The sequence below is a fragment of the Gordonia spumicola genome, assembly GCF_009932475.1.
Taxonomy (GTDB): Bacteria; Actinomycetota; Actinomycetes; order Mycobacteriales; family Mycobacteriaceae; genus Gordonia; species Gordonia spumicola.
Window position 1 is genome coordinate 1,049,516 of sequence record NZ_BJOV01000005.1, and the last position, 24,054, is coordinate 1,073,569.

Here is a 24,054-nt window from a genome sequence, read left to right on the forward strand (position 1 = left end):
ACGACCGTGATGGACGATCGATACGGCCGCGACGTGCTGGCGTCGCCGCGCAGAGCGAAGCCGAAGGCTCCCGAAGTGGCGGCCGAACGGGATCTTGTCGTCGAAGACGCGGGGACCGGCTTCTGCGGTGCCGTCGTGGGCATGGAGAAGAGCTATGCGGGCGACATGGTGCGGCTGGAGGACCGGCACGGCAGGACGCGTGTGTTCCACATGTATCCGGCGGCGTTCCTCATCGACGGCAAGCCGGTCACGTTGGTCCGGCCGAAGGGACGCGGCCCGAATGAACCGTCGACTATTCGGACCGCATCGGGTTCTCGCGCACTGCCCAAGCAGCGCGCTCGCACCGCGCGCGCGAGCCGGATCTTCGTCGAAGGCGTGCACGATGCGACACTGCTCGAACGGGTCTGGGGCGACGACCTGCGCGCCGAGGGCGTGGTGGTGGTGAGTCTGGACGGCCTCGACAACCTCGACGACGCTCTCGCCGAGTTCCAGCCCGCACCGCATCGTCGTGCCGGTGTGCTCGTCGATCATCTCGTCGCGGGTTCGAAGGAGGCGCGGCTGACCGAAGAGGTCGGTGCGAACGTGCTGGTCTGCGGTCACCCGTACATCGACGTGTGGGAAGCGGTGAAGCCCGCGTCGGTCGGCATCCGGTCGTGGCCGACGATTCCGCGCGGCACCGACTGGAAGACCGGCATCTGCCGTGAACTCGGCTGGGGCCACCCGCGCGACGGCTGGCGGCGGGTGTTGGCCGGAGTCGAGAGTTACCGCGACATCGAGGTGCCGCTGCTGCGCAGCGTCGAGGAGTTGATCGACTTCGTGACCGTCGGACCCGACGTCACGAGCTAGTCGGGTGATTCCCGCAGACCTCGGGTGTTGAAAAGCATGGCGCGGCTGAGGTTCCCCGATTCCGGCGGCTCGTCGACGTTTTGGCCTCGATCGGCTGAAATCGGGGAACGTTGAGAGGCGCGGCTACTTCTCGCCGTAGGCCCGGTCGCCGAGCATCGCGTCGAGGAAGGCGATGAACGCGTCGGCCGCGCTCGTCGACACGAACTCGGCGATGTCGCGCGGCTCCTCGTCCGGATTGAGCAGGCCTAGGACCTCGCCGTCGGTGCTCGGCAACGCCCACAGGCGCCGGGTGCCGGGTCCGGTCAGGCGGACGGCCGGGTCGGGGTCGTCGACGACCTCGGTCGGAGCGATCCACTCGACGCCAGGGTGGTCGGTGTCGGCGCCTGCGAGGATGGAGTCGCCGCCGATTCGCAGATGCTCGGGCATGGCCGCGAGATGCGCGATCAGCGTGGCGGCGCGAAGAGCAGACTTCTCGTCGTAGGCGAATGCGAGTGCGTCCCAGGTGTCTGAATCGGAGTACAGGACGGCGTACTCGCCACCCTGCGCTGCTACCGCCAGCCGTGCGGCGACGTCGCCGGGGAGAGTCGTGGTCCAACGTCCGAGGATCTCGATCTGGGTGCTCACCACACCACCCTAAACGCCGAGCAGATACCCGATCCCGGCGACGGCGCACGACCACAGGACGGAGGCGAACGTTCCGAGGATGAACTGTTCGCTGGCGTGCGGTGCGCGCAGTTCGGAGAAGCGGGCGAGGCTCTTGACGGCGAGGATCACCGGGATGCCCGCCGGCCAGCCGATGAGCAGACAGGCCGCGACGCCCGTCCGCTCCAGGACGCCGATGATGCGACCGCCTCGTAGCGGCGGGACTCCGGTGGTCGAGGCGTCGTCGTCACGATTGTCGGCGCGGGTGGGGATGCCTCCGGCCGCCAGCACGAGGCGGACCACGCTGCTGCCGGTGATCGCCGCCGCAAGGACCGTCGCCACGTAGCCGACGACGAGCCCCGGACCGTCCATCGGCCCGGCGACGGCGGCTTCGATCGCACCCGCGATCAGCATGACGACGACGGCCGCGGACGTTGCGAAGTCGATGACAAGGACCGACGTGTCGGACACGGTCGGATCGGCGGCGCGACGGGCACGGTACGCCGATCCGACGCTCGCCACGACGGCTGAGACGGCCAGCAGGACGACGGTGATCACCGGTCGGCCATGCCCGTGTCGAGCGTCGCCGCGTCGAGAGCCGCGGCGACGAGTGCCTCGCCCGGCAGTTGGACGTCCCAGCCCGCGGCCTGCAGTCGCGCGGACATGGCCTGCGGCGTGATCGAGAGCGACGACGCCGCGACGGTCTGCGGTACACCCGTCCGCATGAGCGCCACCGCCTCTCGGCCTGCGTCCGACCGGGACGACATGGTGTCGAGGAGCAGCGCCGCCGCGGTCTGAGCGTGAGCGGTCCACGGCGACGCGCCGACGACGCGGAATCGTCGTCGGTCGCGTTTGGCCGCCTCGACGGCCTCCCTGGCGTTCTCGAAAGCCTGCCCGCGGCCCGCGCGCGTCGTCTCCGGCAGCGGGAGGTCGACGCCGCCGACGCCTATTCCGACCGACCAGTGGCCGGACGACGCGAGATCGAGGGCGACGGGAACGACTGCGGCTGCGTCGTCGAAGACGGCCTGGAGCTCGTCGCCCGCCGTGCGATCGAACGGCCGGACGGTCGGGACGTCGGCGTACGCCGCGAGCACATCGGGGACTCGGTCGCGGTCGGTGCGGCTGCTGCGTTGATCGACGGTGACGACGAACATGAAATCAAGGGTAGGGGCTTGATCGGTATCAAATCAAGTCATATGGCTTGATTTGATCCTAATCAAGCTGTGAGGCTTGATTGTGGTGGTCTGTCACGGGAATGCGTGCGTCGACGATCAGGCCGATCACGCCGATCGTGAACAGGCAGCCCGACATGGCGATCATCACCGGATTCGCCTTGCCGGTGAGTGCGTCGCCGAGGAACACGACCGCCGCGGTGCCCGGCGCGGACCCGAGGACGGTCGCGATCAGGTACGGGACGACGCGGATCGAGGAGAGTCCCGACAGGTAGTTCACGAGGGAGAACGGCACCGCGGGAATCAGGCGCAGCGACCCGACGGCGAGCCATCCGCGCCGTTCTAGGCGCGCCTCGACGGTCGCGACGACCGGTTTGGACAGCCACGGCTGGACGCGATCGCGACCCAGTCGACGCGCGAGCCAGAATGCGACGACCGCCGAGACCGTGGCCGCGGCCAATGATCCCGTGAAGCCGATCACCGGGCCGAACAGGACGCCGGACATGACGGTGAACGTCGATCGTGGGATCGGCCCGATCGTCACGACCGTGTACACGACGAAGAAGAGCCACGGGAACCACGGCCCGAGCGACTCGGACCAGTCCCTGGCCTGGCCGATCGACGGCAAGGGCACGAAGTAGGCTCCGGCGAGCACGGCTATCACGGCGACGAGCCCGAGGACGGCACGCCCGGTCACGCGTCGTCGTTGCGTGCGAACGCCCGACGCCGGTCCGTTCTGAGCATGAGGCGAAGCCTGTGCATCGGGGCGCATCGAGTGTCATTCTACGTCGTGGATCACAGGCCGATTGACCGCCCGAGCGATCGATCGGTTACGGTGCTCTGTGACACGTTCCCATTCCCGTCGAACGGAAGGCCCTGACCATGACGGCAGGTGAGAACCCGGTGGCACCGGACCTCGACGATCAGTTGAGCCAGGCGTACGACCGCTGGACCGCTGCGGCGGCCGGCGTGCTCGCCAAGTCGGCCCGCGTGAGCGCCGACGAGTTGCCCGACACGCCGGAGGCGATGCTCTCGACCGCGACGCGTGACGGCGTCGCCGTGCGGCCGCTGTACACGCGCCGAGACGAGGCCGACGAGGTCGGCGCGCCCGGCACGTTCCCGTTCGTTCGCGGAGCCGATCCGGCCCGCGACGTCACGCAGGGATGGCGCGTCACCGAGCGCTTCGGCGACGACGGGGCGGACGCCGCCACCGTCAACGAGTCGATCCTCGACGCTGCGGCCAACGGGACGAGCGGCCTCTGGCTGTCGGTTCCGGCCGCCGACATCGCTGCGGCCGTGCAGGGCGTCTACCTCGACCTGATGCCGGTGACGCTCGACGCGGGCGCCGACGGCATCGACGCGGCCCGCGCGTTCCTGGCCGCGCTCGAGCAGGCTCCGGCCGCGCCCGAACAGGCCCCCGTCACCGCCGCGACCACACACAGCCTCGGCCTGTCGCCGTACACCGCCGCGTACTCGGGACGACCGACGGTGTCGGCCGCCGACGCCGCGGCACTGGCCGCCGAAGCTCCCGAGGGCGTGCGCACGTTCCGCGTCGACGGGTCCGACTTCGCGCAGGCCGGTGCGTCCAACGTGCAGGAACTCGGGCTGATCGTCGCCGCCGCCGTCGCGCACGTCCGTGACGCCGTCGCCGCCGGGTGCTCGCCCGCGGCCGCCCTCGAACAGGTGACGTTCGCCGTGTCCGTCGACGACGACCAGTTCGCGGGCATCGCCAAGCTCCGGGCGCTGCGGACGCTCTGGGCACGCGTCGCCGACGTCCTCGGCGCCGGAGAGTCGGGCGCCGCGATCACCCACGCCGTCACCGACCTGTCGATGTTCACCCAGCGCGACCCGTGGGTGAACATGCTGCGCAGCACCATCGCCGCGTTCGGCGCCGGTGTCGGCGGAGCCGATCAGGTGACGGTCCACACCTTCGACGCCGCGATCCCCGTCGACGCCCGCACGTCGCGGTCGTCGTTCACCCGTCGCATCGCACGGAACACCCAGCTGCTGCTGCTCGAGGAGTCGAACCTCGGTCGAGTCCTCGACCCGGCGGGCGGTTCCTGGTACGTCGAGTCGCTGACGTCCGACCTCGCGGCCGCCGCATGGGGCGTCTTCACCGACGTCGAGAAGCAGGGCGGCTATCTCGCCGCCCTCGAATCGGGCTCGATCGCCGAGCAGATCGACGCGTCCCTCGCGGCACGCGAAACGGCCGTCGCACGACGCAAGGCCCCGATCACCGGTGTCAGCGAGTTCCCGAACCTCGGCGAGCCGACACTGGCCGCGGGTTCGGCGGACGCGGGCGACGTCCCGACGGCGTCGCCGCGACTGGCTCGAGTGGCGCGCAGCTTCGAAGCGCTGCGTGACCGCGCCGACGCGCAGGCCGCCCGTCCGCGAATCCTCCTGCTGCCGCTCGGCCCGGTCGCCGAGCACAACGGCCGGACCACCTTCATCGCCAATCTGCTCGCTGCGGGAGGCATCGACGCCGTGAATCCGGGTCCGCTGAGCCCCGACACCGTCGCCGACGCGGTGGCCGCGAACCCGGCGTCGATCGCCGTGCTCTGCGGCACCAAAGCGCGGTACGCCGAGGAGGGCCCGGCCGCGGCCGACGCGGCCCGAGCCGCGGGCGTGGGACGCGTCTTGCTCGCCGGTCCGGAGAAGGAATGGCCCGCCTCGGACGGGGTCGACGGATCGCTGCGCGTCGGGATCGACGCCGTCGCGGTTCTCACCGAACTGCTCGACTCCCTTACGACAGGAGCGTGAATCCATGAGCGACAACATGATTCCCAGTTTCGCCGACGTCGAACTGACTACGGCGGCAGCCGAGGTCGGCTCGGGTGAGACGCTCACCGAGCCGCTGGCGTCCGCGCACGGCTACACCGCCGATCAGGTCACCTGGAGCACCCCGGAGCAGATCGACGTCCAGCCGGTCTACACCCGCGCCGACCGTGACGCGGTCGCGGGCGACGGCGGCTACCCGCTCGACTCGATCCCCGGTGAGGCCCCGTTCATCCGCGGGCCGTACCCGACGATGTACGTCAACCAGCCGTGGACCGTCCGCCAGTACGCGGGCTTCTCGACGGCGGCCGAGTCGAACGCCTTCTACCGCCGCAACCTCGCGGCGGGTCAGAAGGGCCTGTCCGTCGCGTTCGACCTCGCGACCCACCGCGGCTACGACTCCGATCACCCGCGCGTCGCGGGCGACGTCGGCATGGCGGGCGTCGCGATCGACTCGATCCTCGACATGCGTCAGCTGTTCGACGGCATCGACCTGGGCAACGTCTCCGTGTCGATGACGATGAACGGCGCCGTGCTGCCGATCCTCGCGCTGTACGTCGTCGCCGCCGAAGAGCAGGGCGTCCCGCCGGAGAAGCTGGCCGGAACCATTCAGAACGACATTCTGAAAGAGTTCATGGTCCGCAACACCTACATCTATCCGCCCGAGCCGTCGATGCGGATCATCTCCGACATCTTCGCGTTCACCAGCGCGAAGATGCCGAAGTTCAACTCGATCTCGATCTCCGGCTATCACATCCAGGAGGCCGGAGCGACGGCCGACCTGGAGTTGGCGTACACGCTGGCCGACGGCGTCGACTACATCCGCGCCGGTCTGGCCGCGGGTCTGGACATCGACAAGTTCGCTCCGCGACTGTCGTTCTTTTGGGGCATCGGCATGAACTTCTTCATGGAGGTCGCCAAGCTCCGCGCCGCGCGTCTGCTGTGGAGCGAGCTCGTCGCACAGTTTGATCCGAAGAGCGCGAAGTCGTTGTCGCTGCGCACCCATTCGCAGACGTCGGGTTGGTCGTTGACCGCGCAGGACGTCTACAACAACGTCGCGCGCACCTGCGTCGAGGCTATGGCCGCCACGCAGGGGCACACGCAGTCGCTGCACACCAACGCGCTCGACGAGGCCATCGCCCTGCCGACCGACTTCTCCGCCCGTATCGCCCGCAACACCCAGCTGCTGCTGCAGCAGGAGTCGGGCACCACGCGCCCCATCGACCCGTGGGCGGGCTCGAACTACGTCGAATGGCTCACCCACCAGCTCGCCGAGAAGGCACGCGCGCACATCGCCGAGGTCGAGGCCGCGGGCGGCATGACCAAGGCGATCGAAGAAGGACTGCCGAAGCTCCGCATCGAAGAGGCCGCGGCGCGTACGCAGGCCCGCATCGACTCGGGCCGCCAGCCGCTCATCGGCGTCAACAAGTACCGGGTGGCCGACGACGAGCCGATCGAGGTCCTCAAGGTCGAGAACTCGAAGGTCCGTGCCGAACAGCTCGCGAAGCTCGAGAAGCTGCGGGCCGACCGTGATCAGTCTGCGGTCGACGCGGCGCTCGCCGAGCTGACTCGGGCGGCGGGCGAGTCGGGCGGCGGCATGGAGAACAACCTGATGGCGCTCGCGATCGACGCGGCCCGCCACGGCGCGACCGGCGGCGAGATCTCCGACGCGATGGAGAAGGTCTACGGTCGTCATCAGGCCGAGATCAAGACGATCAGCGGCGTCTACAAGAACGAGGCGGGTGACGCTGTGACCAACATCGACGACGCGCTGGCCGTGGTCGACGAGTTCGCCGAGGCCGAGGGGCGTCGTCCCCGCGTCCTGGTCGCCAAGATGGGACAGGACGGCCACGACCGAGGCCAGAAGGTGATCGCCACCGCGTTCGCCGACCTCGGATTCGACGTCGATGTGGGCCCGCTGTTCGCGACGCCCGAAGAGGTGGCGGCACAGGCTGCGGACAACGACGTCCACGTGGTGGGCGTCTCGTCTCTCGCAGCGGGCCACCTCACGCTGGTGCCCGCGCTCCGCGAGGCACTGGCCGCCGTCGGTCGCGACGACATCATGATCGTCGTCGGCGGCGTGATCCCGCCCGGCGACTTCGACGAACTGTACGAGGCGGGTGCCGCGGCGATCTTCCCGCCCGGCACGGTGATCGCCGACTCCGCGGTCGACCTCATCGGCAAGCTGGCCGACAAGCTGGGCCTGGAACTGGCATCCAGGTCCGCATGACGGGCCACCGCCCGGTCGACGTCGACGCGCTCGCCGAGGGCGTCCTCGCCGGTCGTCGCGCCGACCTCGCGCGAGCGATCACGCTCGTGGAGTCGACGCGCGACGACCACCGCGAGGCGGCTCAACGACTGCTGTTGCAGTTGACGCCGCACGCGGGGCGGTCGTTCCGCGTCGGCATCACCGGTGTCCCCGGCGTCGGGAAGTCGACCACGATCGAAGCGCTCGGCATGCACCTGATCTCGCTGGGGCATCGGGTGGCGGTGCTCGCCGTCGACCCGTCGTCGACCCGGACCCGCGGCTCGATCCTCGGCGACAAGACGCGCATGGGTCAGTTGTCGGCGGCGCCCGAGGCGTACGTCAGGCCGTCGCCGACGTCCGGCACGCTCGGCGGTGTCACCAAGGCCACGCGCGAGACGATCGTGCTGGTCGAGGCCGCGGGCTACGACGTGGTGCTCGTCGAGACGGTCGGCGTCGGGCAGTCGGAGGTGAGCGTCGCGAACATGGTCGACACGTTCTCGTTCCTGACTCTCGCCCGAACCGGCGACTCGCTCCAAGGAATCAAGAAGGGCGTCCTGGAACTCGCGGAGATCGTCGTCGTCAACAAGGCAGACGGCAAACACGTGAACGAGGCGCGCGCCGCGGCCCGCGAACTGCGGAACGCGCTCGGGTTCATCTACCCGCACGACGCGCTGTGGACACCTCCGGTGCTGACCATGAGCGCGGCGGAGAAGACCGGCGTCGACGAGTACTGGAACGCCATCCTCAAGCACCGCGACGTGCTGACGCAGGCCGGCGAGTTCGCGCGTCGCCGCGCGCAGCAGCAGGTGGACTGGATGTGGACGATGGTGCGGGAGACCGTCCTGCACCGCATCGAATCCGCTCCCGACGTCCGGGCCGCCCGCGCCGAGGTCGAGGCGGGCGTCCTCGACGGTTCGCTCACTCCGACCCTGGCCGCGGAACAGATCGTCCGGACCGCGGGGTTCTGACGAATCCCCCGCTCAAGGAGCGGGACGGATCAGCGGAGCTGGGCGCGGGAGCGGACCCGGCCGAGGATCCCCAAGATGACGACGGTCACCAGGACCAGCAGCAGGGTGTTGGCGGCGGCCGTGAACAGCTCGCCGCGGTCGGACTGGGTGAAGATCGTGACCGGCAGGGTCCGCCACGACCCCGGGTACACCATGATCGTCGCGCCGAGTTCGCCCATGCAGAGCGCCAGAGACAGGCCTGCGGCCGCGGCGATCGCCGGGGCGAGCAGCGGAAGCGTGACCTTCGCCAGGATGCGGGCGCCCGACGCTCCGAGCGAGCCCGCGACCTGGTCGAGTGCCGGGTCGAGCGACTTCGCGGCCGCCGACACCATCGAGAACGCGAACGACAGCACGAGCAACGACTGCACGACGATCACGATCGACGGTGTCCCGTTCAGAAGGACCGGTGGACGGGAGAACGCGATCAGCACAGCGAGACCGACGACCACGGACGGCACCGCCACGGGCACGTGGTAGGCGGCGTCGAGCAGGCCGCGCAGTCGTGGCGGAGCCTTGCGGACGGCGAGGGCCGCCCACGTGCCGACCGCGACGGCGATCGCCGACGCGATGATCGCCGTCTGGACCGACACGGTCACGCTCTCCAGGTTGTCGGCGGCGAGAACCTCCGACACGTGGTCGGTGGTCAGCGCGGACGGGAGCACCGACGTCCACGAGTCGGCGAACGCGGTGATCGCCGTGACGAGGATCGGTGCCACGATCAGCACCCCGACGACGAGGGCGAACACCAGCCAGATCAGGGCGCGCGATGCGCGACTTCGGACGAGCATGATCAGGCTCCCGTCGTGTCGAACCGGCGCACGACGGCCCGGTACAGCAGGTAGGCGCTCAGCGACAGCATGAGCTGGATGGTCGCGAGGACGGCGGCCGTCGCGAAGTCGGAACTGATGATCGACGTCGTGTAGATCAGCATCGGCAGCGTCACCACGTCCTTCGCGCCGGTGAAGAGCACGATGCCGAACTCGTTGAGCGTCAGCAGGAACGTCAGCGACGCCGCGGCGGCGAGGGCGGGCCACACGGCGGGCAGGATCACGCGGGACGCGATCCGCAGCGGCCGCGCGCCCAACGACGACGCGACGTCGATCTGCGCCGTCGGGAACTGGCTGAACGCGGCGAGCAGCGGTCGGACCACGAACGGTGTGTAGAAGGCGACGGTCGCCAGGACGACGCCGAACACCGAACTCATGAACGTGAACCGGTGGCCGGTGCTCGACGAGACCACTCCGACGGGCCCGAAGAGCACGCCGAGCGCCAGCGGGATGAGGAACGACGGCAGCGAGACGACGGCTTCGATGATGCGGACGACGACCGACGATCCGGAGAACGGGATGAACGCGAGCACGAACGCGACGAAGGTGCCGACGACCACGCATCCGACGGTGGAGAGCGCCGACACCTCGAGGGTCCTGACGAACGCCTTCTGGACGGAGGCCTCGGAGACGGCGTTCGCCCAGGTCCGGGTGCCGACGTAGTTGTCGTCGCGGTCAGTGAACGACCTCGACACGGCGAGCGCGAGCGGATAGCCGAGGCTCAGCGCGAGGACCACGAGCGGTCCGATGAGGAGGGCTCCGTCGCGCAGGCGCGACAGGGTCGGGCGCGCGACCGACGTCGTGGTGGCTGCGGGCGTCGCCGATGCGACTGCGGTGCTCATCATGCGCTCTTGTCCGCGGGGACCATGTGGACGTCGTGCGGTGCGACGTCCACGTACAGGCGATCGCCCGGAGCCGGCGCGTGCTCGAGGACGGGGACGTCGACGCCGAGTCGCTGGTCGGTCGCGATGATCCTGACCCGGACGTGCCGGGTGGACCCGCGCCACTGGACGTCGTCGACCTCCACTTCGAAACCGTTGGACGGCGAGGTCCGAGTGAACCGCCACGCCCACGGGCGGATCGCCAGGGCCACGTGACGGTCGGCGGCGACACCGTCGACGCTGCGCGCCCGGACGGGGAGTCCACCGTGGTCCAGGACGCCGATCTCACCCGCCGCGATGTCGGCGACGGCGCGGACCGGGAGGATGTCCGCCCCGCCGAGGAAGGTGGCCGCGAACTCGGTCGGCGGCGTGTGGAACAGTTTCTCGGACGTGTCGATCGACTCGAGGCGGGCGTTGCGCATGAGCGCGATCCGGTCGGCGAGCGCGAGCGCCTCGGCCTGGTCGTGTGTCACATGGACGATCGCGACGTCGGGGAGGTCGCGCCGGAGCTGCTGCAGCTCGACGAGCATGTCTTGACGCAGCCGCGTGTCGAGCGCCGACAGCGGCTCGTCGAGCAGCAGGAGGTCGGGTCGACCCGCGAGTGCACGGGCGATCGCCACGCGCTGCTGCTGGCCGCCGGACAGTTCCCGCGGGAGACGGTCGGCGTAGGAGAACATGCCGACCATGCGGAGGACCTCGTCCACCCGCGGCTTGATCTCGGCGCGAGGAGTGCGCCGAGCCTGGAGACCGAACGCGACGTTCTTCCGGACCGTCATGTGCGGGAAGAGCGCGTACTGCTGGACCACGAAACCGACGCCGCGGGCCGACGGCGGCAGCGCAGTCACGTCCCGACCGTCGATCTCGACGCGGCCCGCGACGACGTTCTCGAAACCCGCGATGGCCTTGAGCGCCGTCGACTTGCCCGAGCCCGACGGGCCGAGCAGGGCGAGCGTCTCGCCGCGCGCCACCTCGAACGAGCAGTCCTGCAGTGCGACGGTTCCGCCGTAGGCCACCGACACCGAGCTCAGACGGACGGCGGGCACGGCTCCCGTCGACGTCGTGGCTCCGGTGACCTCGACGGTCCGGCGTGCGCGTCCGGTCTCCGTGCTCACTGGCCGGTCGCCTTGTTGTACGCGGCGACGATCTCGTCGAAGCGGTTGTTGACGTCGGTCCAGTCGGGCTGCCAGATGTCGACGCCGGCCAGCGCCTTGGTGAAGGCGTCGGCGTTCGGACCGGTCGCGGTGATGTCGGTGCGGGCCGAGACGCCGAACGCTGCGCCTGCGAGTTCCTTCTGAGCGTCTGCCGACATGAGGAAGTCGATCAGTTTCTGTGCGTTGTCCGCATGCGGGGCGTTGGCGGCCTTGCCCATGAAGTAGGGGAGTGCGAGCGTGGTGCGCTTGCCGTCGGGACCGGCCGGAGCGAAGGTCTCGTACGCCATCTTGTCGTTGGCGATCGCGGCGAGCGCCATCTGGACGTCGCTGTTGGCGACCGAGAGCTCGCCGGTGCTCACCTTGGGGCCGAGCTTGCCGGTGGACGCCGACGGGCCGACGTTGTTGGTCTGGAGCTTGGACAGGTAGTCCAGGCCCGCGTGCTCACCGAACACATGCTGGACTAGCAGGAGCAGGGCGGTTCCGTCTCCGGCCTGGCCGGGCGTCGAGTACTGGATACGCTGCTTGAAACGAGGGTCGAGGAGGTCGTTCCACGACTGCGGCTTCGGGTTCACCGACGTGCCGCGGATCATCGTGAAGTAGTTGTTCGCGAGAGAGACGTAGTGCGGGGCCTTCGCGGTGTCGGGCAGCTTGTCGGCGTCGGCGGGCACGGTGTCGCCGAGGATGCCCTTCTTGTCCGCCTGCTGAATGAACGGCGGCAGCGTGACGATGACGTCCATCTGCGGGTTCGACTTCTCCTTGTCGGCGCGCGAGACGACTTCGCCCGAGCCGCCCTCGACGTAGTTCACCTTGACGCCGGTCTTGGCTTCGAAGGCCTTGAACTGCGGGGTGTACCAGTCGGCGAGGCCGTCGGCGCTGTACAGGGTGACGGTGTTCGGGTCGTCCGAGCTGCCGCCGGTGCCGCCGCACGCGGCGACCGAGGCGAGGGAGACGGCGGCGACGGCGATGGTCGCCGCCTTCACGAAACGCTTCATGGGAGTCCTTCTGGTGGGGTTGTCAGGGGATACGGGGCTTATCGGGGATGGGTCATGCGAGGTCGCCGGCGACGTGCCGGGCGGCCAGTTCGAGTCCGACAGTCATGCCGACGCCGGTGGTCACCGAGCAGGCCCGGACGCCGGGTGCGAGCTCGGCGGTCAGATAGGGGCCGCCCGGGCGGGACGCGTACACGCCCTGCCAGCGGCCGATCACGGTGAGCGGACGACCCAGGATCGTCTCGATCTCCCGTCGGATCAGGTCGGCGACCGACTGGTCGAGGAACGGGTCGAGGGTGCGGTCGAGGTGATGCGAGTCGCCGATCAGCAGGGTGCCGTCGGGTCGCTGGGTGAACATGATGTTCGTGTCGGCGGCCCGCAGGTCGGGGCGCTGCTCGTCGATCCGGGCGGCGAGGGCGGCGACGGCCGTCGTGTCGGCGAACGCTCCGTACCGAAGGAACGACGTCGCAGTCAGGACGGCCGGGTCGATGCGGACGCCGGGATCGGCGGTCTGCATCATCGACAGGCCGCAGCGGTGTACGTCGTTGTCGTCGGCGAGGTCGGGCGCGGTGTAGTCCAGGTCGTGTCCGACGCACACGAAGACGCGGCCCGCGCGGATCGTCCCGCGCGACGTGCGGACTCGGACGTCGCCGCCCGACGCGTCGTTGACGCCCTGGTATGCGGTGGCCCACCGGAACGACACACCGTCGCGCTCGGCGAGCCACGCGGCGATCGTCGGCGCGGTGACGCGCGGATCCACGCGCAGGTCGTCGAGCAGTCGTGCACCGCCGACGATGTCGCTCGCGCCAGCACCGCCCAGCGCGGCGCGGGTCTGTGCGGCGTCGATCCGGACCACGGATTCGCGGGTCGAGGCGAGCTCGTCGATCACGGCGATTTCGTCCGCGGCGCGGGCCACAGCGAGTCCGGCTCCGGTCCGAACCGACAGCCCGGTGCGGGACGCGACGTCGAGCCAGCGCTCGCGACTGCCCACGGCCAGATCGCGGAGGACGCCCGACTGCCCGGTGGCGCACACGTGCCCGAAGTTGCGGATCGATGCGCCGACGGGCCGACGGTCGCGGTCGATGACGATGACCTGCTGGCCGGCGTCGGCCGCGGCGAGCGCATGGCCGAGGCCGACGATGCCCGCGCCCACGACGAGGACGTCACATTCGGTGTTCACACCGGAGAGTCCACCGCTCGACAGCGGCGGCCGCAACTCGTAGAAGACGTTGTATGTACAAGTTGTCGTCGAGTTCACCTACTGTTTCCGGTAGTTCGGACCGTTCACCGCACGTTCATTCCGCGTCCTCGGCGAAGTCGAGTCAACTTGTATACTCAACGACATGTCGGCACCGATTCATCAACGTCTCGCTGACGAGTTCCGCTCGCGCATCTCCACCGGTCGATGGCCGGAAGGGGTGCGGGCGCCGAGCGAATCCGTCCTCTGCGACGAGTTCGGCGTGTCCCGAGGTCCGGTGCGTCAGGCGCTCGCCACGCTGCGAGCCGAAGGGCTGCTCGTCGGCGGCCAGGGCCGCCCGCCGCTGGTCCGCACGAGCGTCCCTCTCCACTCGGCCACCGCGCTCGGCTCGCTCACCGCATGGGCGCTCGATGTGGGACGAACCCCCGGCCAGCGCACCATCCTGCAGTCGCGGCACGGCGCGGACGCCGACCTCGCGCGACGTCTCGAGGTGTCCGAAGGCGATCCCGTCCTGACGATCGTGCGCGCACGATTCCTGGACGACGAGCCTGCCGTCCTCGAACGGATGTCGTTCGTGTGGGACGTGGGACGCCTGCTCATGGAATTCGACCCCGACTCCGGTTCGATCAACGGATTCATGCTCGACCGCGGGATCGACCTGTACAGCTCCCGCCACGAGGTCGACGCGGTCGCCGCGGGCGACGACGACGCCGAACATCTCGACATGACGGTGGGCACGCCGATGCTCCGCGTCCGTCGAACCACCGAGGACTCCACCGGACGCGTCATCGAGTTCGCGGAGGACCGCTATGTGCCCGGCCAATGCGCCATCAGCATCACCAATCGCCTGACCGCCGCCGGCGGCAGGAGCCACATCCGCCTGGCGTGACGCCGGGTCGCCTCCCGAGGAGAGCACCTTTCATGATCAAGCTCGCTGCATTCGACATCGCAGGGACAACCGTCGACGACGGCGGAGCCGTGTACGAGGCTCTCCGGGGCTGTGTGGAGGAACTCGGCGCGACCGTCGCCGACGCCGACCTGTCGCACTGGATGGGCACCGACAAGGTCGCCGCGATCGAGAACCTGGCCCGCTTGGGTGGAGTCACACTCGGCCGCGACGAGGTCCTCGGCGCGTTCGCGCGATTCCAGGAGATCCTCGCCGAGCGGTACCGGATCGACCCGCCGCGCGCCATCCCCGGCGTCGAGGAACTCATCGCCCGCCTGCGCACCGCTGGCGTCAAGGTCGCGCTGACCACGGGCTTCGATCGTGCCGTCGCCGTGCCGCTGCTCGCCTCGCTCGGCTGGTCGACGGGGGGAGGCGACGGGGTGGTGCTCGACGCCGTCATCACCACCGACGACGTGCCCGCGGGCCGTCCTGCGCCGTACATGATCTTCCGCGCGATGGAGGCGACCGGAGTCGTCGATACCGCCGCGGTCCTCGCCGCGGGCGACACCGCCGTCGACGTCCAGGCCGCCGACAACGCCGGCGCGATCTCCGTCGGCGTCCTCACCGGTCAGACCCCGGCGGAGACCCTCGAAGCCGTCGGGGCCGATCACGTCCTCGACAGCGTCGTCGACATCGTGAAACTCCCCGGCATCCTCTGACCGCGCACTTCACGACGGAGTGTTGACACTGCTCACATGGGGCTCTACGCTCTCGTGTGAGCAGTGTAAACATCTATCGTCTCGCGAGGAGCGAAGCATGCCGTCAGCATCCAGGACCACCGTCGACGTCCAACTCGGGGAGCGGACGATCGCCGTCCCGGCGGGCGGTCTGTTCGACCGCTTCCGCATGCAGACCGATCTCGACGAGGTGGCCCGCGACCCGCGCGTCGCGTCCGTCGACTTCTTCCGCAACCTCCGCAAGACGCGCGTCGACTCGCCGATCGGCCCGACACACACGCCGAACTTCTACTACGCGATGTCGTCGGCGCGCTTGACGATGCTCGCGCCGACATCGGCCATCCGGAGTCGTATACCGGGCGAGCTCGACCCCGTCGAAGTGGTTCCCGGCGTCGGTATCGCATCGGTGATGTTCTTCAGGTACGACGTCTGCGACATCGACTTCTACACCGAGGCCGCGGTTGGCGTCGCGGTGCGGCCCGCTCGCCACGGTGGTCCGGGACTTCTCGACCTGACGACCGCCCTCCTCGACGATCATCTGCACTCGTACGTCCTGTCGCTGCCCGTCAACACCGACATCGCTCAGGTCCGCGGCCATGACGGCTACGGATTCCCCAAGTGGGTCACCGATCTCGACGTCGACATCGACGACACCGCGGCATCTGCGCGGGTCGCCGCAGACGACGGGCGAGTCGACGTGGCATTCCGTGCACGCACGCCGCGCCAGAGGTCGGCCGCGACGGGCACGCGCGTGGGGAGCCTGACCTCGTACACCCGCCTCGACGGCGTCTGGCAGTCGACGCTCAACCAGACCAATGTCCTCGCGACCGGGTCGTCGATCTTCCCGCGCGGCGTCGAACTCACTCTCGGCGAGGGCCGCATGGCCGACGACATCCGCTCGTTGAAGCCGATCCGCACCATTCGGCTCGACGTGACCACGCGCGCCCAGGCCGCGCTGCACATGCCCGTCCCGATCTCCGTCGCCACGGCGGGAGACGCCCGATGAGGTCCTCGCGGATCGTCGTCCTCGGCGCCACCGGCTACTCCGGCGGCCTCGTCGTCGACGCCCTCGTCCGGCGAGGGGCTCGTCCCGTGCTCGCCGGACGGTCCGCGGACAAGCTGCAGGCTCTCGCCGACCGCCACGGTGGACTCGACATCGCCGTGGCCGACGTGACCGATCCCGCGAGCGTCCACGCCCTCGTGTCGGCCGGTGACGTCCTGGTGACCGGTGTGGGGCCTTTCGAGCGCGTCGGCTGGGTGGCCGCCGAGGCTGCGGTCGCCGCGGGCGCTCACTACATCGACTCGACGGGCGAGATCGGCTTCGTCCGCGAACTCGTCCGCAGGCACGATGCGACCACTCGGGAGAAGGGCGCCGTGATGCTCTCGGCATTCGGCTACGACTTCGTCCCCGGCATGCTCGCAGGCCATCTCGCAGCCGTTGAGGCGGGGGAGACGGCGACGTCGATCGACGTCGGCTACTTCGCCACCGGATCGCTTCGCAAGGGGCTCAGCCAGGGCACCCGAACCACCGTCACCGACGGCCTCACGCTGCCGATGACGGTCCTGGACGACGGTGTGCTCGCCGACCGCCGGATGGCGCAGGACATCGTGTCGTTCCCCGTCCGCGGCAGGGCGACGAACGCGGTGCTGGCGTCGGGCACCGAGATTCTCCAGCTGCCCGCGACTCATCCGCACCTGCGCAACGTCCGCGTGTTCAACGGCTGGTTCCCGTCGCTGGCGCGGCTGACGCAGTTCGGTGCGCTCGCGGCCACGACGATCGCCCGGTCGTCGGCGGGCAAGCGGGCCTTGGACGCGGTGCTGTCCACGGCTGTCGGCCCGGCAGGCGGCCCCGACGCGGCCGAACGTGCACGCACTCGCAGCGTCGCCGTCGCCGTCGCGCGCTCGGCGTCGGGTGCGGTGCTCGCCGAGGTTGAGGTCGAGGGTCCGTCGCCGTACTCGGTGACGGCGGAGCTGATGGCTGTCGCCGCCCAGCGGTTGGCGAGGGGCGAAGGCGCACGGCCCGGCGTCGTCGGGCCGATCGACGGGCTCGGACCGGACGGATTCGAATCACTCTGCGTCGAAACCGGCCTCCGCCGAACCCGCTGAACACAGCAATGAACCCCACCATCGAAGGATGGTGGGGTTCATTGCTGTGAAGAGTGTCCGAGGGGGGACTTGAACCCCCACGTCCGTTAATAGGACACTAGCACCTCAAGCTAGCGCGTCTGCCATTCCGCCACTCGGACTCGTTCAAATATTCAGTTTGTCGCGCTCGCTCTCGCTTGCGCCGCATAACCATAACCAAGGTTGCCGCGAGAACCCAAATCGCCTAGTAATGGGTGGTGTGACGACCCCTCAAGCAACCGAAGAAGTAGTCGATCTCGTCAGCCGCCTCATCCAGTTCGACACGTCGAACACGGGAGTGTCCGAGACCACCGTCGGCGAGGCCGACTGCGCCCGCTGGGTGGCCGACCGACTGCAGGAGGTCGGGTACGCCACCGAGTACGTCGAGTCGGGGATGCCGGGCCGCGGCAACGTGTTCGCCCGCCTCGCCGGATCCGATCCGACTCGCGGCGCGCTGTTGGTGCACGTCCACCTCGACGTGGTGCCCGCGCAGGCGGAGGACTGGAGCGTCCATCCGTTCTCCGGTGCGGTCCGCGACGGATTCGTGTGGGGTCGCGGCGCCGTCGACATGAAGGACATGGCCGGGATGGTGCTGGCGCTCGCCCGGCAGTTCAAACGTGACGGGACCGTCCCCCCGCGCGACATCGTGTTCGCGTTCCTCGCCGACGAAGAGGCCGGCGGCACGTGGGGCTCGCATTGGCTCGTCGAGCATCGCCCGGACCTGTTCGAGGGCGTCACCGAGGCCGTCGGCGAGGTCGGCGGCTTCTCGTTGACGGTCGACCGGCCCGACGGCACGGTCCGCCGTCTGTACCTCGTCGAGACGGCCGAGAAGGGCCTGTCGTGGATGCGCCTGACATGCGACGCCACCGCGGGCCACGGGTCGTTCCTGCACACCGACAACGCCGTCACCGAGATCGCGGCGGCCGTCGCGCGCATCGGCGCCCACAAGTTCCCGCTCGTCATGACCGAGTCGGTGGCGCAGTTCCTCACCGCCCTGTCGGAGGAGACGGGACTCGACTTCAGTCCGGAGACGCCCGACCTGGAGACGGCGCTGTTCAAGATCGGCAACCTCGCCCGGATCATCGGGGCCACGCTCCGGGACACGGCCAACCCGACCATGCTGTCCGCGGGCTACAAGGCCAACGTGATCCCGCAGCAGGCGGAGGCCGTCATCGACTGCCGCGTCCTGCCCGGCAGGCAGAAGGAGTTCGAGGCCACGATCGACGAACTGATCGGCCCGAACGTCACACGCGAGTGGATCACGCATCTCGACGCGTACGAGACCACGTTCGACGGGGACCTCGTCGATGCGATGAACGACGCCGTCGTGGCCCACGACGCCGACGGTCGCACCGTCCCGTACATGCTGTCCGGCGGAACCGACGCGAAAGCGTTCGCCAAGCTCGGCATCCGCTGCTTCGGCTTCGCGCCGCTGCAATTGCCGCCCGACCTCGACTTCGCGGCCCTGTTCCACGGAGTCGACGAACGGGTCCCAGTAGAGTCGATCGTGTTCGGCACCAGAGTTCTTGACCACTTCCTGCGACACTGCTGACGCAGGGGAGAAGGAGACGCACGTGACCGCTTTCGACCCGTACTCGGTACTCCCGGCGCTGCCCGAGATCACCCTGACGTCCACCGACTTCGCCGACGGCGACACCCTGCCGACACCGCAGGTGTCGGCGATCTTCGGTGCGGGCGGCGACGACGTCTCACCTCAGTTGAGCTGGTCGGGATTCCCCGCGGAGACGAAGAGCTTCGTCGTCACGTGTTATGACCCGGATGCGCCGACCGGGTCCGGATTCTGGCACTGGGCCGTCGCCGACATCCCCGCGTCGATCACCTCGCTCTCGACGGGTGCAGGTGCGCCCGACTCGAACGCGCTGCCGAGTCAGGCGGTGACCCTGCGCAACGACGCCGGGCTGGCCCAGTTCGTCGGTGCCGGTCCGCCGCCCGGCCACGGTCCGCACCGCTACTTCTTCGTCGTCCACGCGGTCGACGTGGCGAGCCTCGACCTACCGGACGGTGCGTCGCCCGCGTTCCTCGGATTCAATCTGTTCTCGCACGCGATCGCCCGCGGCACGCTGACCGCGGTGTTCGAACTCCCCGGCGAGCAGTAGGTCTCAGCGGTTCTCGGAACCGACCGCGTCGGAGAGCGATGCGAACCCGCCCGCGTGGAGGCGCTGCGCGATGCCGTCGTGCAGTTCCTTCAGGCGGACGGGTCCGCCGTAGATGAACCCGGTGTACATCTGCAGAAGGTCGGCGCCCGCGACGATCCGCTCCCATGCCTGGTCGACGGTCTCGATGCCGCCGACGCTGATCAGGGCGGTCCGACCACCCACGCGGGCGTACAGGCGACGCAGCACCTCGAGTGAACGGTCGGCGACGGGCGGACCCGACAGGCCGCCCGCACCGATCGCCTCGACGTCCGCGGCGGGCGTGGTGAGGCCGCCGCGGCCGATGGTCGTGTTGGTGGCGACGATGCCCGCGAGGCCGAGTTCGAGCGCGAGGTCGGCCACCGCGTCGACGTCGTCGTCGGACAGGTCGGGCGCGATCTTCACGAGCACCGGAACCGTCGCGACCTCGAGCACGGCGGCGAGGACGGGCCGCAGCGACTCGACGGCCTGCAGGTCGCGCAGACCGGGGGTGTTCGGCGAGCTGACGTTGACGACCACGAAGTCGGCGAGCGGGCCAAGCAGACTCGCCGACAGCCGGTAGTCGTCGACGGCGCCGTCGAGCGGCACCACCTTCGTCTTGCCGATGTTGGCCCCGATCGGTGCGCGCACCGGGCCGGGTCGAGGCTCGCGCAGCTTGGCGGCGGCGGCCTCAGCGCCCGGATTGTTGAAGCCCATCCGGTTGATCAGTGCACGGTCGGCGGGCAGGCGGAACAGTCGCGGCGTCAGGTTGCCGGGCTGCGCCCGACCGGTGATCGTGCCGACCTCGGCGTACCCGAATCCGAGCTGACCCCACGCGTTGACGCACGACGCGGTCTTGTCGAAACCCGCCGCGAGACCGATCGGGGCGGGAAAGTCGACGTCGAACACCCGGCTGCGCAGCACCGGATCGGTCGGCGCGAACATCGTCGCGAGGACCGAGCGGATGACCGGCGTCCGGCCCGCGACGCCGATCGCGGAGTGGATCAGGGTGTGGATCCGTTCCGGCGACACCAGGAACATGATCTTGAGGACGAGCGGGTACACGAGTCGATTGACGGTGCTCAGCATGATGCGGTTCTCCTGGCGGGTCTACGGGGTGAGTTCGGCGGGGACGGACTGCAGACCGTCGCCTCGCGCGGAGACCAGCAGCAGCCTGCCGGTCACGGGGTCGACCGCCATCGCCGACACCTGTCCGACCGTCGCGATGCGGGCGCGTTCCTTCGCGTCGCCGCGGGACAGGTCGTAGGCGACCGCCTCATTGGAACTCGTCGACGACACCCACAGCAGGTCGCGTCTGTCGTCGTAGGCGAGCGCGTACGGGCTGGCGGCGACCGGTCGGCGCAGTCGCTGCACGATCGGCGCACCGTAGTACGCGTAGATCTCGTTGTCGCGGGTGCCGGTGACGAGGATGCGACCGAAGTGATCGACGACACCGTTGGTGCCGCCGTTCCCGGCGCGCAGCGCCGCCTTGTGCTCGCCGGAGTCGATGTCGACGGGCAGGATCGCCGATTGCGCGCGGTCCAGGACCGACACCTGACCGGCCACATCCGGTGACGTGTCCGGTGCCACCAGGATCTGATCGACCCGGACGAACCCGCCGATGGTCTTCGACGGCGCCTTCCGGTCGGCTGGGAACACGAGGATCTTGCCGGTCGAGGTGCCGACGAGCGTCTTGTCGCCGGTCACCGCGAGCGACAGCGGCGAATCGATCAACTGGCGCCACTGGGTGACCGCGCCGTCCGCGGCGATGGCGATGAGTCCGTCCGGGCCGACGCCGAGGAATCCGTCGCCGTCGGCGATCAACGCCACCACGTCGGACATCGGGAGTTGGACGACCTTCGGCCCGGGAGCGTCGGCGGCGCCGACACCGCTGTGGAGGGTCACCGAATGCCCGTCGACGCCGAGCACCGCAGTCGTCGCTCCCGAGACGGCGAGTGCGGAAGCGGGGCCCTGCGGCTCGACTGCCCCGACGGGCTGCGCCGTGCCGCGCGGCGACACCGCGGCCGTCGCCGGGGGCACCGTCTGCGCGTTGGACGCGTTCTCCTCGCTGTTGTCGCCACATGCGGCGAGCGTGACGGTCATCGTCGTCGCCAGCAGGGCAGCCATCACTCTTGTTCGCACACGCATGTCCTCCATTTTGCGCGACCGGCACCGGGAGCGGGTTCATGGGTAGCATCAACGCCCGTGACCGAAACGATGAGCTGGCTTCAGGCAGTGGTCCTTGGCGCGCTGCAGGGTTTGACCGAATTCCTTCCGATCTCGTCCTCCGGGCACCTGCGCATCGTGTCGCAGATCTGGTTCGGCCAGGACGCCGGAGCCGCATTCACCGCGGTCACCCAGCTGGGAACCGAGCTCGCGGTGCTGATCTTCTTCGCCAAGGACATCTGGCGGATCGTCCTCGCGTGGTTCGGCGGCCTCCGGGACCCGGCACGCCGCGGCGTCGACTACCGCATCGGCTGGTACGTGATCCTCGCCACCATTCCGATCGGCGTCCTCGGATTCGTCTTCCGCCACCAGATCAGCACGGCCGCCCGCAACCTGTGGCTAGTCGCCATCATGCTCATCCTCTTCTCCTTCGTGTTCATCGCGGCCGAACGTGTCGGCAGCCGGTCCAAGTCGCTGGAGACGATGACCCGCCGCGACGCGATCGCGATGGGTCTGGCGCAGTGCCTCGCGCTCATCCCCGGCGTGTCCCGGTCGGGATCCACCGCGTCGGCCGGACTGTTCGTCGGCATGGAACGCGCCGCGGCGTTCCGCTTCTCGTTCCTCATCGCCATACCCGCGGTCCTCGCGTCCGGGCTGTTCAGCCTCAAGGACGCGTTCGAACCGAGCGACGGCGTCACTGCGTCCGGCGCCCAGATCTTCGTGGCGACCGCGATCGCGTTCGTCCTCGGTTACGTGTCGATCGCGTGGCTGCTCAAGTTCGTGTCCCACCACTCGCTCGCCTGGTTCGCCGGCTACCGGATCGCGTTGGGCCTGTTCGTCATCGCGCTGCTCGCCACCAACACCATCTCGGCGACCTGAGAAGATGACAGTCATCCTGGTCCGGCACGGACGATCGACCGCGAACACGTCCGGCGTGCTCGCCGGCAGAACTCCGGGCGTCGCCCTCGACGACGTCGGGCGCGCTCAGGCGCAGTCGCTCGTCGATCGCCTCGGCGAGACGGCGGGGCGGCTCACCGCGGTCGTCCGTTCGCCGCTGCAGCGGTGCGGGGAGACCGTGGCACCGCTCCTGGAACGCCTCGACGGCATGGATGCGAGCACCGACGACAGGCTCGCCGAGGTCGACTACGGCGACTGGTCGGGTCGTGCGCTGTCCGAACTGGTCTCCGAGCCGTTGTGGACGACGGTCCAACGGCAACCGTCGGCGGCGGTCTTCCCCGGCGGGGAAGGCCTGGCGGACGTGTCGCGGCGAGCGTCGTCGGCCGTCCGTGAACTCGACCGCGTCCATTCCGGCGACGACGGGAACGGCGTGTGGCTCGCGTGCTCGCACGGCGATGTGATCAAGAGCATCGTCGCCGACGCGTACGGGATGCACCTGGACGCGTTTCAGCGGATCGTCGTCGATCCGGCCTCGATCACGGTGATCAGATACACCCGCGACCGGCCGTACGTGCTCACCGTCAACAATCCGGGCGACCTCGTGCTGCCCGCGCCGCGCAGGCGCACCGACGCGGACGTCGGCGGCGGTTCGGGCGCGTAGCGTGGAACACATCGACAGGAAGGCGGACGGCAGTGTCGCGCAGCATCCATGAATTCCGCACCCCGGGGCGGTTCGTCACGGGGACCGTCGGCGTGCCCGGCGACCGGACGTTCTTCCTCCAGGTGTCGCAGGACCAGCGCCTGATGACCGTGGAACTGGAGAAGCAGCAGGTCTTGATCCTGGCGGACCGCCTCGGTTACCTGCTCGACGAGGTCGCCCGCCGATTCGGGACGCCGGTGCCGCCCGAGAGCGACCGGGTGGTCGACTCCGACCCGTTGCAGACGCCGATCGACGCCGAGTTCCGGGTGGGATCGATGGGTCTCGGCTGGGACGCCGACGCGTCGTCCGTCGTGGTCGAACTCCTCGCGATCACCGAACAGCCGCTCGACGAGAGCGTCATCCTCGACGACACCGAGGAGGGGCCGGACACCATCAGGGTCTTCCTCACCCCGGACGCCGCGCGGCAGTTCAGCGCGCGATCGATGCGGGTCGTCGCGGCGGGCCGTCCGTCGTGCCCGCTGTGCGGGATGCCGCTCGACGCGAGCGGCCACATCTGTGCGCGCAGCAACGGGTACAAGCGCGACGTCGCGTTCTCCACGTCCACCGAGTTCGTCGACCCGGACGTCCTCGCCGCCCTCGGCCGGGTGTCGCCCGCGTTCGACGCGTCGTTCCAGGTGGACGATCCTGACGACGAGGACGATCGCGACGAGTGACC

24 protein-coding genes and 1 tRNA gene are annotated in these 24,054 nt (G+C 69.5%); 13 read left to right on the forward strand and 12 right to left on the reverse strand.

The features are described 5' to 3' along the window. The first annotated feature begins 9 nt into the window (after window positions 1–9). Entirely contained in the window at window positions 10–846 is an 837-nt protein-coding gene (locus GYB83_RS16190; protein WP_161897547.1) for a DUF3097 domain-containing protein, read from the forward strand. A gap of 123 nt (window positions 847–969) precedes the next feature. Here the strand turns inward: GYB83_RS16190 and GYB83_RS16195 are convergent, their stop codons facing one another. Genes GYB83_RS16195 through GYB83_RS16210 form a run of 4 tightly spaced genes read right to left on the reverse strand, consistent with a single transcriptional unit; the run spans window position 970 to window position 3,357 of the window. Then, entirely contained in the window at window positions 970–1,470 is a 501-nt protein-coding gene (locus GYB83_RS16195; RefSeq protein ID WP_228461533.1) for a hypothetical protein, read from the reverse strand. Between the two features lie 9 nt (window positions 1,471–1,479). After that, window positions 1,480–2,046, reverse strand: coding sequence for a hypothetical protein (locus GYB83_RS16200; protein ID WP_161896442.1), 567 nt, complete (start codon window positions 2,044–2,046; stop codon window positions 1,480–1,482). Continuing rightward, a complete protein-coding gene (locus GYB83_RS16205) occupies window positions 2,043–2,642 on the reverse strand; it encodes a hypothetical protein (RefSeq protein WP_161896443.1) in 600 nt (199 codons plus the stop codon). Before GYB83_RS16205 ends, GYB83_RS16200 begins: the two co-directional genes overlap by 4 nt. A 58-nt stretch (window positions 2,643–2,700) precedes the next feature. After that, complete coding sequence (locus GYB83_RS16210; RefSeq protein WP_308469640.1) at window positions 2,701–3,357, reverse strand: TVP38/TMEM64 family protein; 657 nt, start codon at window positions 3,355–3,357, stop codon at window positions 2,701–2,703. A 185-nt stretch (window positions 3,358–3,542) separates the two neighbouring features. Between GYB83_RS16210 and GYB83_RS16215 the strand changes: the two genes are divergently transcribed. Genes GYB83_RS16215 through meaB form a run of 3 tightly spaced genes read left to right on the forward strand, consistent with a single transcriptional unit; the run spans window position 3,543 to window position 8,651 of the window. Then, window positions 3,543–5,420, forward strand: a complete 1,878-nt coding sequence (locus tag GYB83_RS16215) for a methylmalonyl-CoA mutase family protein (RefSeq protein ID WP_161896445.1) — start codon at window positions 3,543–3,545, stop codon at window positions 5,418–5,420. A 4-nt stretch (window positions 5,421–5,424) separates the two neighbouring features. Beyond that, window positions 5,425–7,665 carry a methylmalonyl-CoA mutase gene (scpA, locus tag GYB83_RS16220; RefSeq protein ID WP_161896446.1) on the forward strand — a complete coding sequence of 747 codons (2,241 nt, stop codon included), beginning with the start codon at window positions 5,425–5,427 and terminating at the stop codon, window positions 7,663–7,665. After that, complete coding sequence (gene meaB / locus GYB83_RS16225) at window positions 7,662–8,651, forward strand: methylmalonyl Co-A mutase-associated GTPase MeaB (RefSeq protein ID WP_161896447.1); 990 nt, start codon at window positions 7,662–7,664, stop codon at window positions 8,649–8,651. Before scpA ends, meaB begins: the two co-directional genes overlap by 4 nt. 29 nt (window positions 8,652–8,680) lie before the next feature. Here the strand turns inward: meaB and GYB83_RS16230 are convergent, their stop codons facing one another. Genes GYB83_RS16230 through GYB83_RS16250 form a run of 5 tightly spaced genes read right to left on the reverse strand, consistent with a single transcriptional unit; the run spans window position 8,681 to window position 13,796 of the window. Continuing rightward, entirely contained in the window at window positions 8,681–9,478 is a 798-nt protein-coding gene (locus GYB83_RS16230) for an ABC transporter permease (protein WP_161896448.1), read from the reverse strand. Window positions 9,479–9,480: 2 nt separating this feature from the next. Further along, window positions 9,481–10,359, reverse strand: coding sequence for a 2-aminoethylphosphonate ABC transporter permease subunit (locus GYB83_RS16235; protein WP_161897548.1), 879 nt, complete (start codon window positions 10,357–10,359; stop codon window positions 9,481–9,483). After that, window positions 10,359–11,510: an ABC transporter ATP-binding protein gene (locus GYB83_RS16240; RefSeq protein ID WP_161896449.1), complete on the reverse strand. Its 1,152-nt coding sequence runs from the start codon at window positions 11,508–11,510 to the stop codon at window positions 10,359–10,361. The genes GYB83_RS16235 and GYB83_RS16240 overlap by 1 nt, the downstream gene beginning before the upstream one ends. Then, on the reverse strand, window positions 11,507–12,541 hold the full coding sequence (locus tag GYB83_RS16245) for a 2-aminoethylphosphonate ABC transporter substrate-binding protein (RefSeq protein ID WP_161896450.1): 1,035 nt from the start codon (window positions 12,539–12,541) through the stop codon (window positions 11,507–11,509). Before GYB83_RS16245 ends, GYB83_RS16240 begins: the two co-directional genes overlap by 4 nt. Before the next feature lie 52 nt (window positions 12,542–12,593). Continuing rightward, window positions 12,594–13,796: a TIGR03364 family FAD-dependent oxidoreductase gene (locus tag GYB83_RS16250; protein WP_228461534.1), complete on the reverse strand. Its 1,203-nt coding sequence runs from the start codon at window positions 13,794–13,796 to the stop codon at window positions 12,594–12,596. Window positions 13,797–13,881: 85 nt separating this feature from the next. Here GYB83_RS16250 and GYB83_RS16255 point away from each other — a divergent pair, with 85 nt between their 5' ends. The 4 genes from GYB83_RS16255 to GYB83_RS16270 all read left to right on the forward strand — a co-directional run bounded on the left by GYB83_RS16255 (window position 13,882) and on the right by GYB83_RS16270 (window position 17,465). After that, window positions 13,882–14,625, forward strand: a complete 744-nt coding sequence (locus tag GYB83_RS16255) for a GntR family transcriptional regulator (RefSeq protein ID WP_161896451.1) — start codon at window positions 13,882–13,884, stop codon at window positions 14,623–14,625. Between the two features lie 32 nt (window positions 14,626–14,657). Further along, window positions 14,658–15,341: a phosphonatase-like hydrolase gene (locus tag GYB83_RS16260; protein ID WP_161896452.1), complete on the forward strand. Its 684-nt coding sequence runs from the start codon at window positions 14,658–14,660 to the stop codon at window positions 15,339–15,341. Window positions 15,342–15,438: 97 nt separating this feature from the next. Next, window positions 15,439–16,365: an acetoacetate decarboxylase family protein gene (locus GYB83_RS16265; RefSeq protein WP_161896453.1), complete on the forward strand. Its 927-nt coding sequence runs from the start codon at window positions 15,439–15,441 to the stop codon at window positions 16,363–16,365. Next, window positions 16,362–17,465 (forward strand): saccharopine dehydrogenase family protein, encoded by a 1,104-nt coding sequence (locus GYB83_RS16270; protein WP_161896454.1) that lies wholly within the window; start codon window positions 16,362–16,364, stop codon window positions 17,463–17,465. Before GYB83_RS16265 ends, GYB83_RS16270 begins: the two co-directional genes overlap by 4 nt. Window positions 17,466–17,519: 54 nt before the next feature. On the opposite strand, the gene GYB83_RS16275 is transcribed toward GYB83_RS16270, so the two are convergent. Next, a tRNA-Leu gene (locus GYB83_RS16275) sits at window positions 17,520–17,605 on the reverse strand. Between the two features lie 89 nt (window positions 17,606–17,694). On the opposite strand from GYB83_RS16275, the gene GYB83_RS16280 reads away from it, so the two are divergent. Beyond that, window positions 17,695–19,035, forward strand: coding sequence for a M20/M25/M40 family metallo-hydrolase (locus tag GYB83_RS16280; RefSeq protein WP_371865203.1), 1,341 nt, complete (start codon window positions 17,695–17,697; stop codon window positions 19,033–19,035). A gap of 22 nt (window positions 19,036–19,057) precedes the next feature. Next, the gene (locus tag GYB83_RS16285) at window positions 19,058–19,600 is read left to right on the forward strand and encodes a YbhB/YbcL family Raf kinase inhibitor-like protein (protein ID WP_161896456.1); all 543 of its coding nucleotides are present in this window, start codon (window positions 19,058–19,060) and stop codon (window positions 19,598–19,600) included. A gap of 3 nt (window positions 19,601–19,603) precedes the next feature. On the opposite strand, the gene GYB83_RS16290 is transcribed toward GYB83_RS16285, so the two are convergent. Both GYB83_RS16290 and GYB83_RS16295 read right to left on the reverse strand, forming a co-directional pair. After that, on the reverse strand, window positions 19,604–20,704 hold the full coding sequence (locus GYB83_RS16290; RefSeq protein WP_161896457.1) for a quinone-dependent dihydroorotate dehydrogenase: 1,101 nt from the start codon (window positions 20,702–20,704) through the stop codon (window positions 19,604–19,606). Between the two features lie 21 nt (window positions 20,705–20,725). Next, the gene (locus GYB83_RS16295; protein ID WP_161896458.1) at window positions 20,726–21,763 is read right to left on the reverse strand and encodes a YncE family protein; all 1,038 of its coding nucleotides are present in this window, start codon (window positions 21,761–21,763) and stop codon (window positions 20,726–20,728) included. Between the two features lie 57 nt (window positions 21,764–21,820). On the opposite strand from GYB83_RS16295, the gene GYB83_RS16300 reads away from it, so the two are divergent. Genes GYB83_RS16300 through GYB83_RS16310 form a run of 3 tightly spaced genes read left to right on the forward strand, consistent with a single transcriptional unit; the run spans window position 21,821 to window position 24,052 of the window. Then, on the forward strand, window positions 21,821–22,660 hold the full coding sequence (locus GYB83_RS16300; RefSeq protein WP_161896459.1) for an undecaprenyl-diphosphate phosphatase: 840 nt from the start codon (window positions 21,821–21,823) through the stop codon (window positions 22,658–22,660). A gap of 4 nt (window positions 22,661–22,664) precedes the next feature. Further along, window positions 22,665–23,339 carry an MSMEG_4193 family putative phosphomutase gene (locus GYB83_RS16305; protein ID WP_161896460.1) on the forward strand — a complete coding sequence of 225 codons (675 nt, stop codon included), beginning with the start codon at window positions 22,665–22,667 and terminating at the stop codon, window positions 23,337–23,339. A 32-nt stretch (window positions 23,340–23,371) separates the two neighbouring features. Further along, window positions 23,372–24,052 carry a DUF3090 domain-containing protein gene (locus GYB83_RS16310; RefSeq protein ID WP_161896461.1) on the forward strand — a complete coding sequence of 227 codons (681 nt, stop codon included), beginning with the start codon at window positions 23,372–23,374 and terminating at the stop codon, window positions 24,050–24,052. Window positions 24,053–24,054 lie beyond the last annotated feature (2 nt).

What these genes read in the sequence shown, in the direction of transcription:
- GYB83_RS16190 (WP_161897547.1), top strand. Translation starts at nt 10, where the DNA reads ATGGACGATCGATACGGCCGCGACGTGCTGGCGTCGCCGCGCAGAGCG.
- GYB83_RS16205 (WP_161896443.1), bottom strand. Translation starts at nt 2,642, where the DNA reads ATGTTCGTCGTCACCGTCGATCAACGCAGCAGCCGCACCGACCGCGAC.
- GYB83_RS16215 (WP_161896445.1), top strand. Translation starts at nt 3,543, where the DNA reads ATGACGGCAGGTGAGAACCCGGTGGCACCGGACCTCGACGATCAGTTG.
- scpA (WP_161896446.1), top strand. Translation starts at nt 5,425, where the DNA reads ATGAGCGACAACATGATTCCCAGTTTCGCCGACGTCGAACTGACTACG.
- meaB (WP_161896447.1), top strand. Translation starts at nt 7,662, where the DNA reads ATGACGGGCCACCGCCCGGTCGACGTCGACGCGCTCGCCGAGGGCGTC.
- GYB83_RS16230 (WP_161896448.1), bottom strand. Translation starts at nt 9,478, where the DNA reads ATGCTCGTCCGAAGTCGCGCATCGCGCGCCCTGATCTGGCTGGTGTTC.
- GYB83_RS16235 (WP_161897548.1), bottom strand. Translation starts at nt 10,359, where the DNA reads ATGAGCACCGCAGTCGCATCGGCGACGCCCGCAGCCACCACGACGTCG.
- GYB83_RS16245 (WP_161896450.1), bottom strand. Translation starts at nt 12,541, where the DNA reads ATGAAGCGTTTCGTGAAGGCGGCGACCATCGCCGTCGCCGCCGTCTCC.
- GYB83_RS16255 (WP_161896451.1), top strand. Translation starts at nt 13,882, where the DNA reads ATGTCGGCACCGATTCATCAACGTCTCGCTGACGAGTTCCGCTCGCGC.
- GYB83_RS16260 (WP_161896452.1), top strand. Translation starts at nt 14,658, where the DNA reads ATGATCAAGCTCGCTGCATTCGACATCGCAGGGACAACCGTCGACGAC.
- GYB83_RS16265 (WP_161896453.1), top strand. Translation starts at nt 15,439, where the DNA reads ATGCCGTCAGCATCCAGGACCACCGTCGACGTCCAACTCGGGGAGCGG.
- GYB83_RS16270 (WP_161896454.1), top strand. Translation starts at nt 16,362, where the DNA reads ATGAGGTCCTCGCGGATCGTCGTCCTCGGCGCCACCGGCTACTCCGGC.
- GYB83_RS16280 (WP_371865203.1), top strand. Translation starts at nt 17,695, where the DNA reads ATGGGTGGTGTGACGACCCCTCAAGCAACCGAAGAAGTAGTCGATCTC.
- GYB83_RS16290 (WP_161896457.1), bottom strand. Translation starts at nt 20,704, where the DNA reads ATGCTGAGCACCGTCAATCGACTCGTGTACCCGCTCGTCCTCAAGATC.
- GYB83_RS16295 (WP_161896458.1), bottom strand. Translation starts at nt 21,763, where the DNA reads ATGCGTGTGCGAACAAGAGTGATGGCTGCCCTGCTGGCGACGACGATG.
- GYB83_RS16305 (WP_161896460.1), top strand. Translation starts at nt 22,665, where the DNA reads ATGACAGTCATCCTGGTCCGGCACGGACGATCGACCGCGAACACGTCC.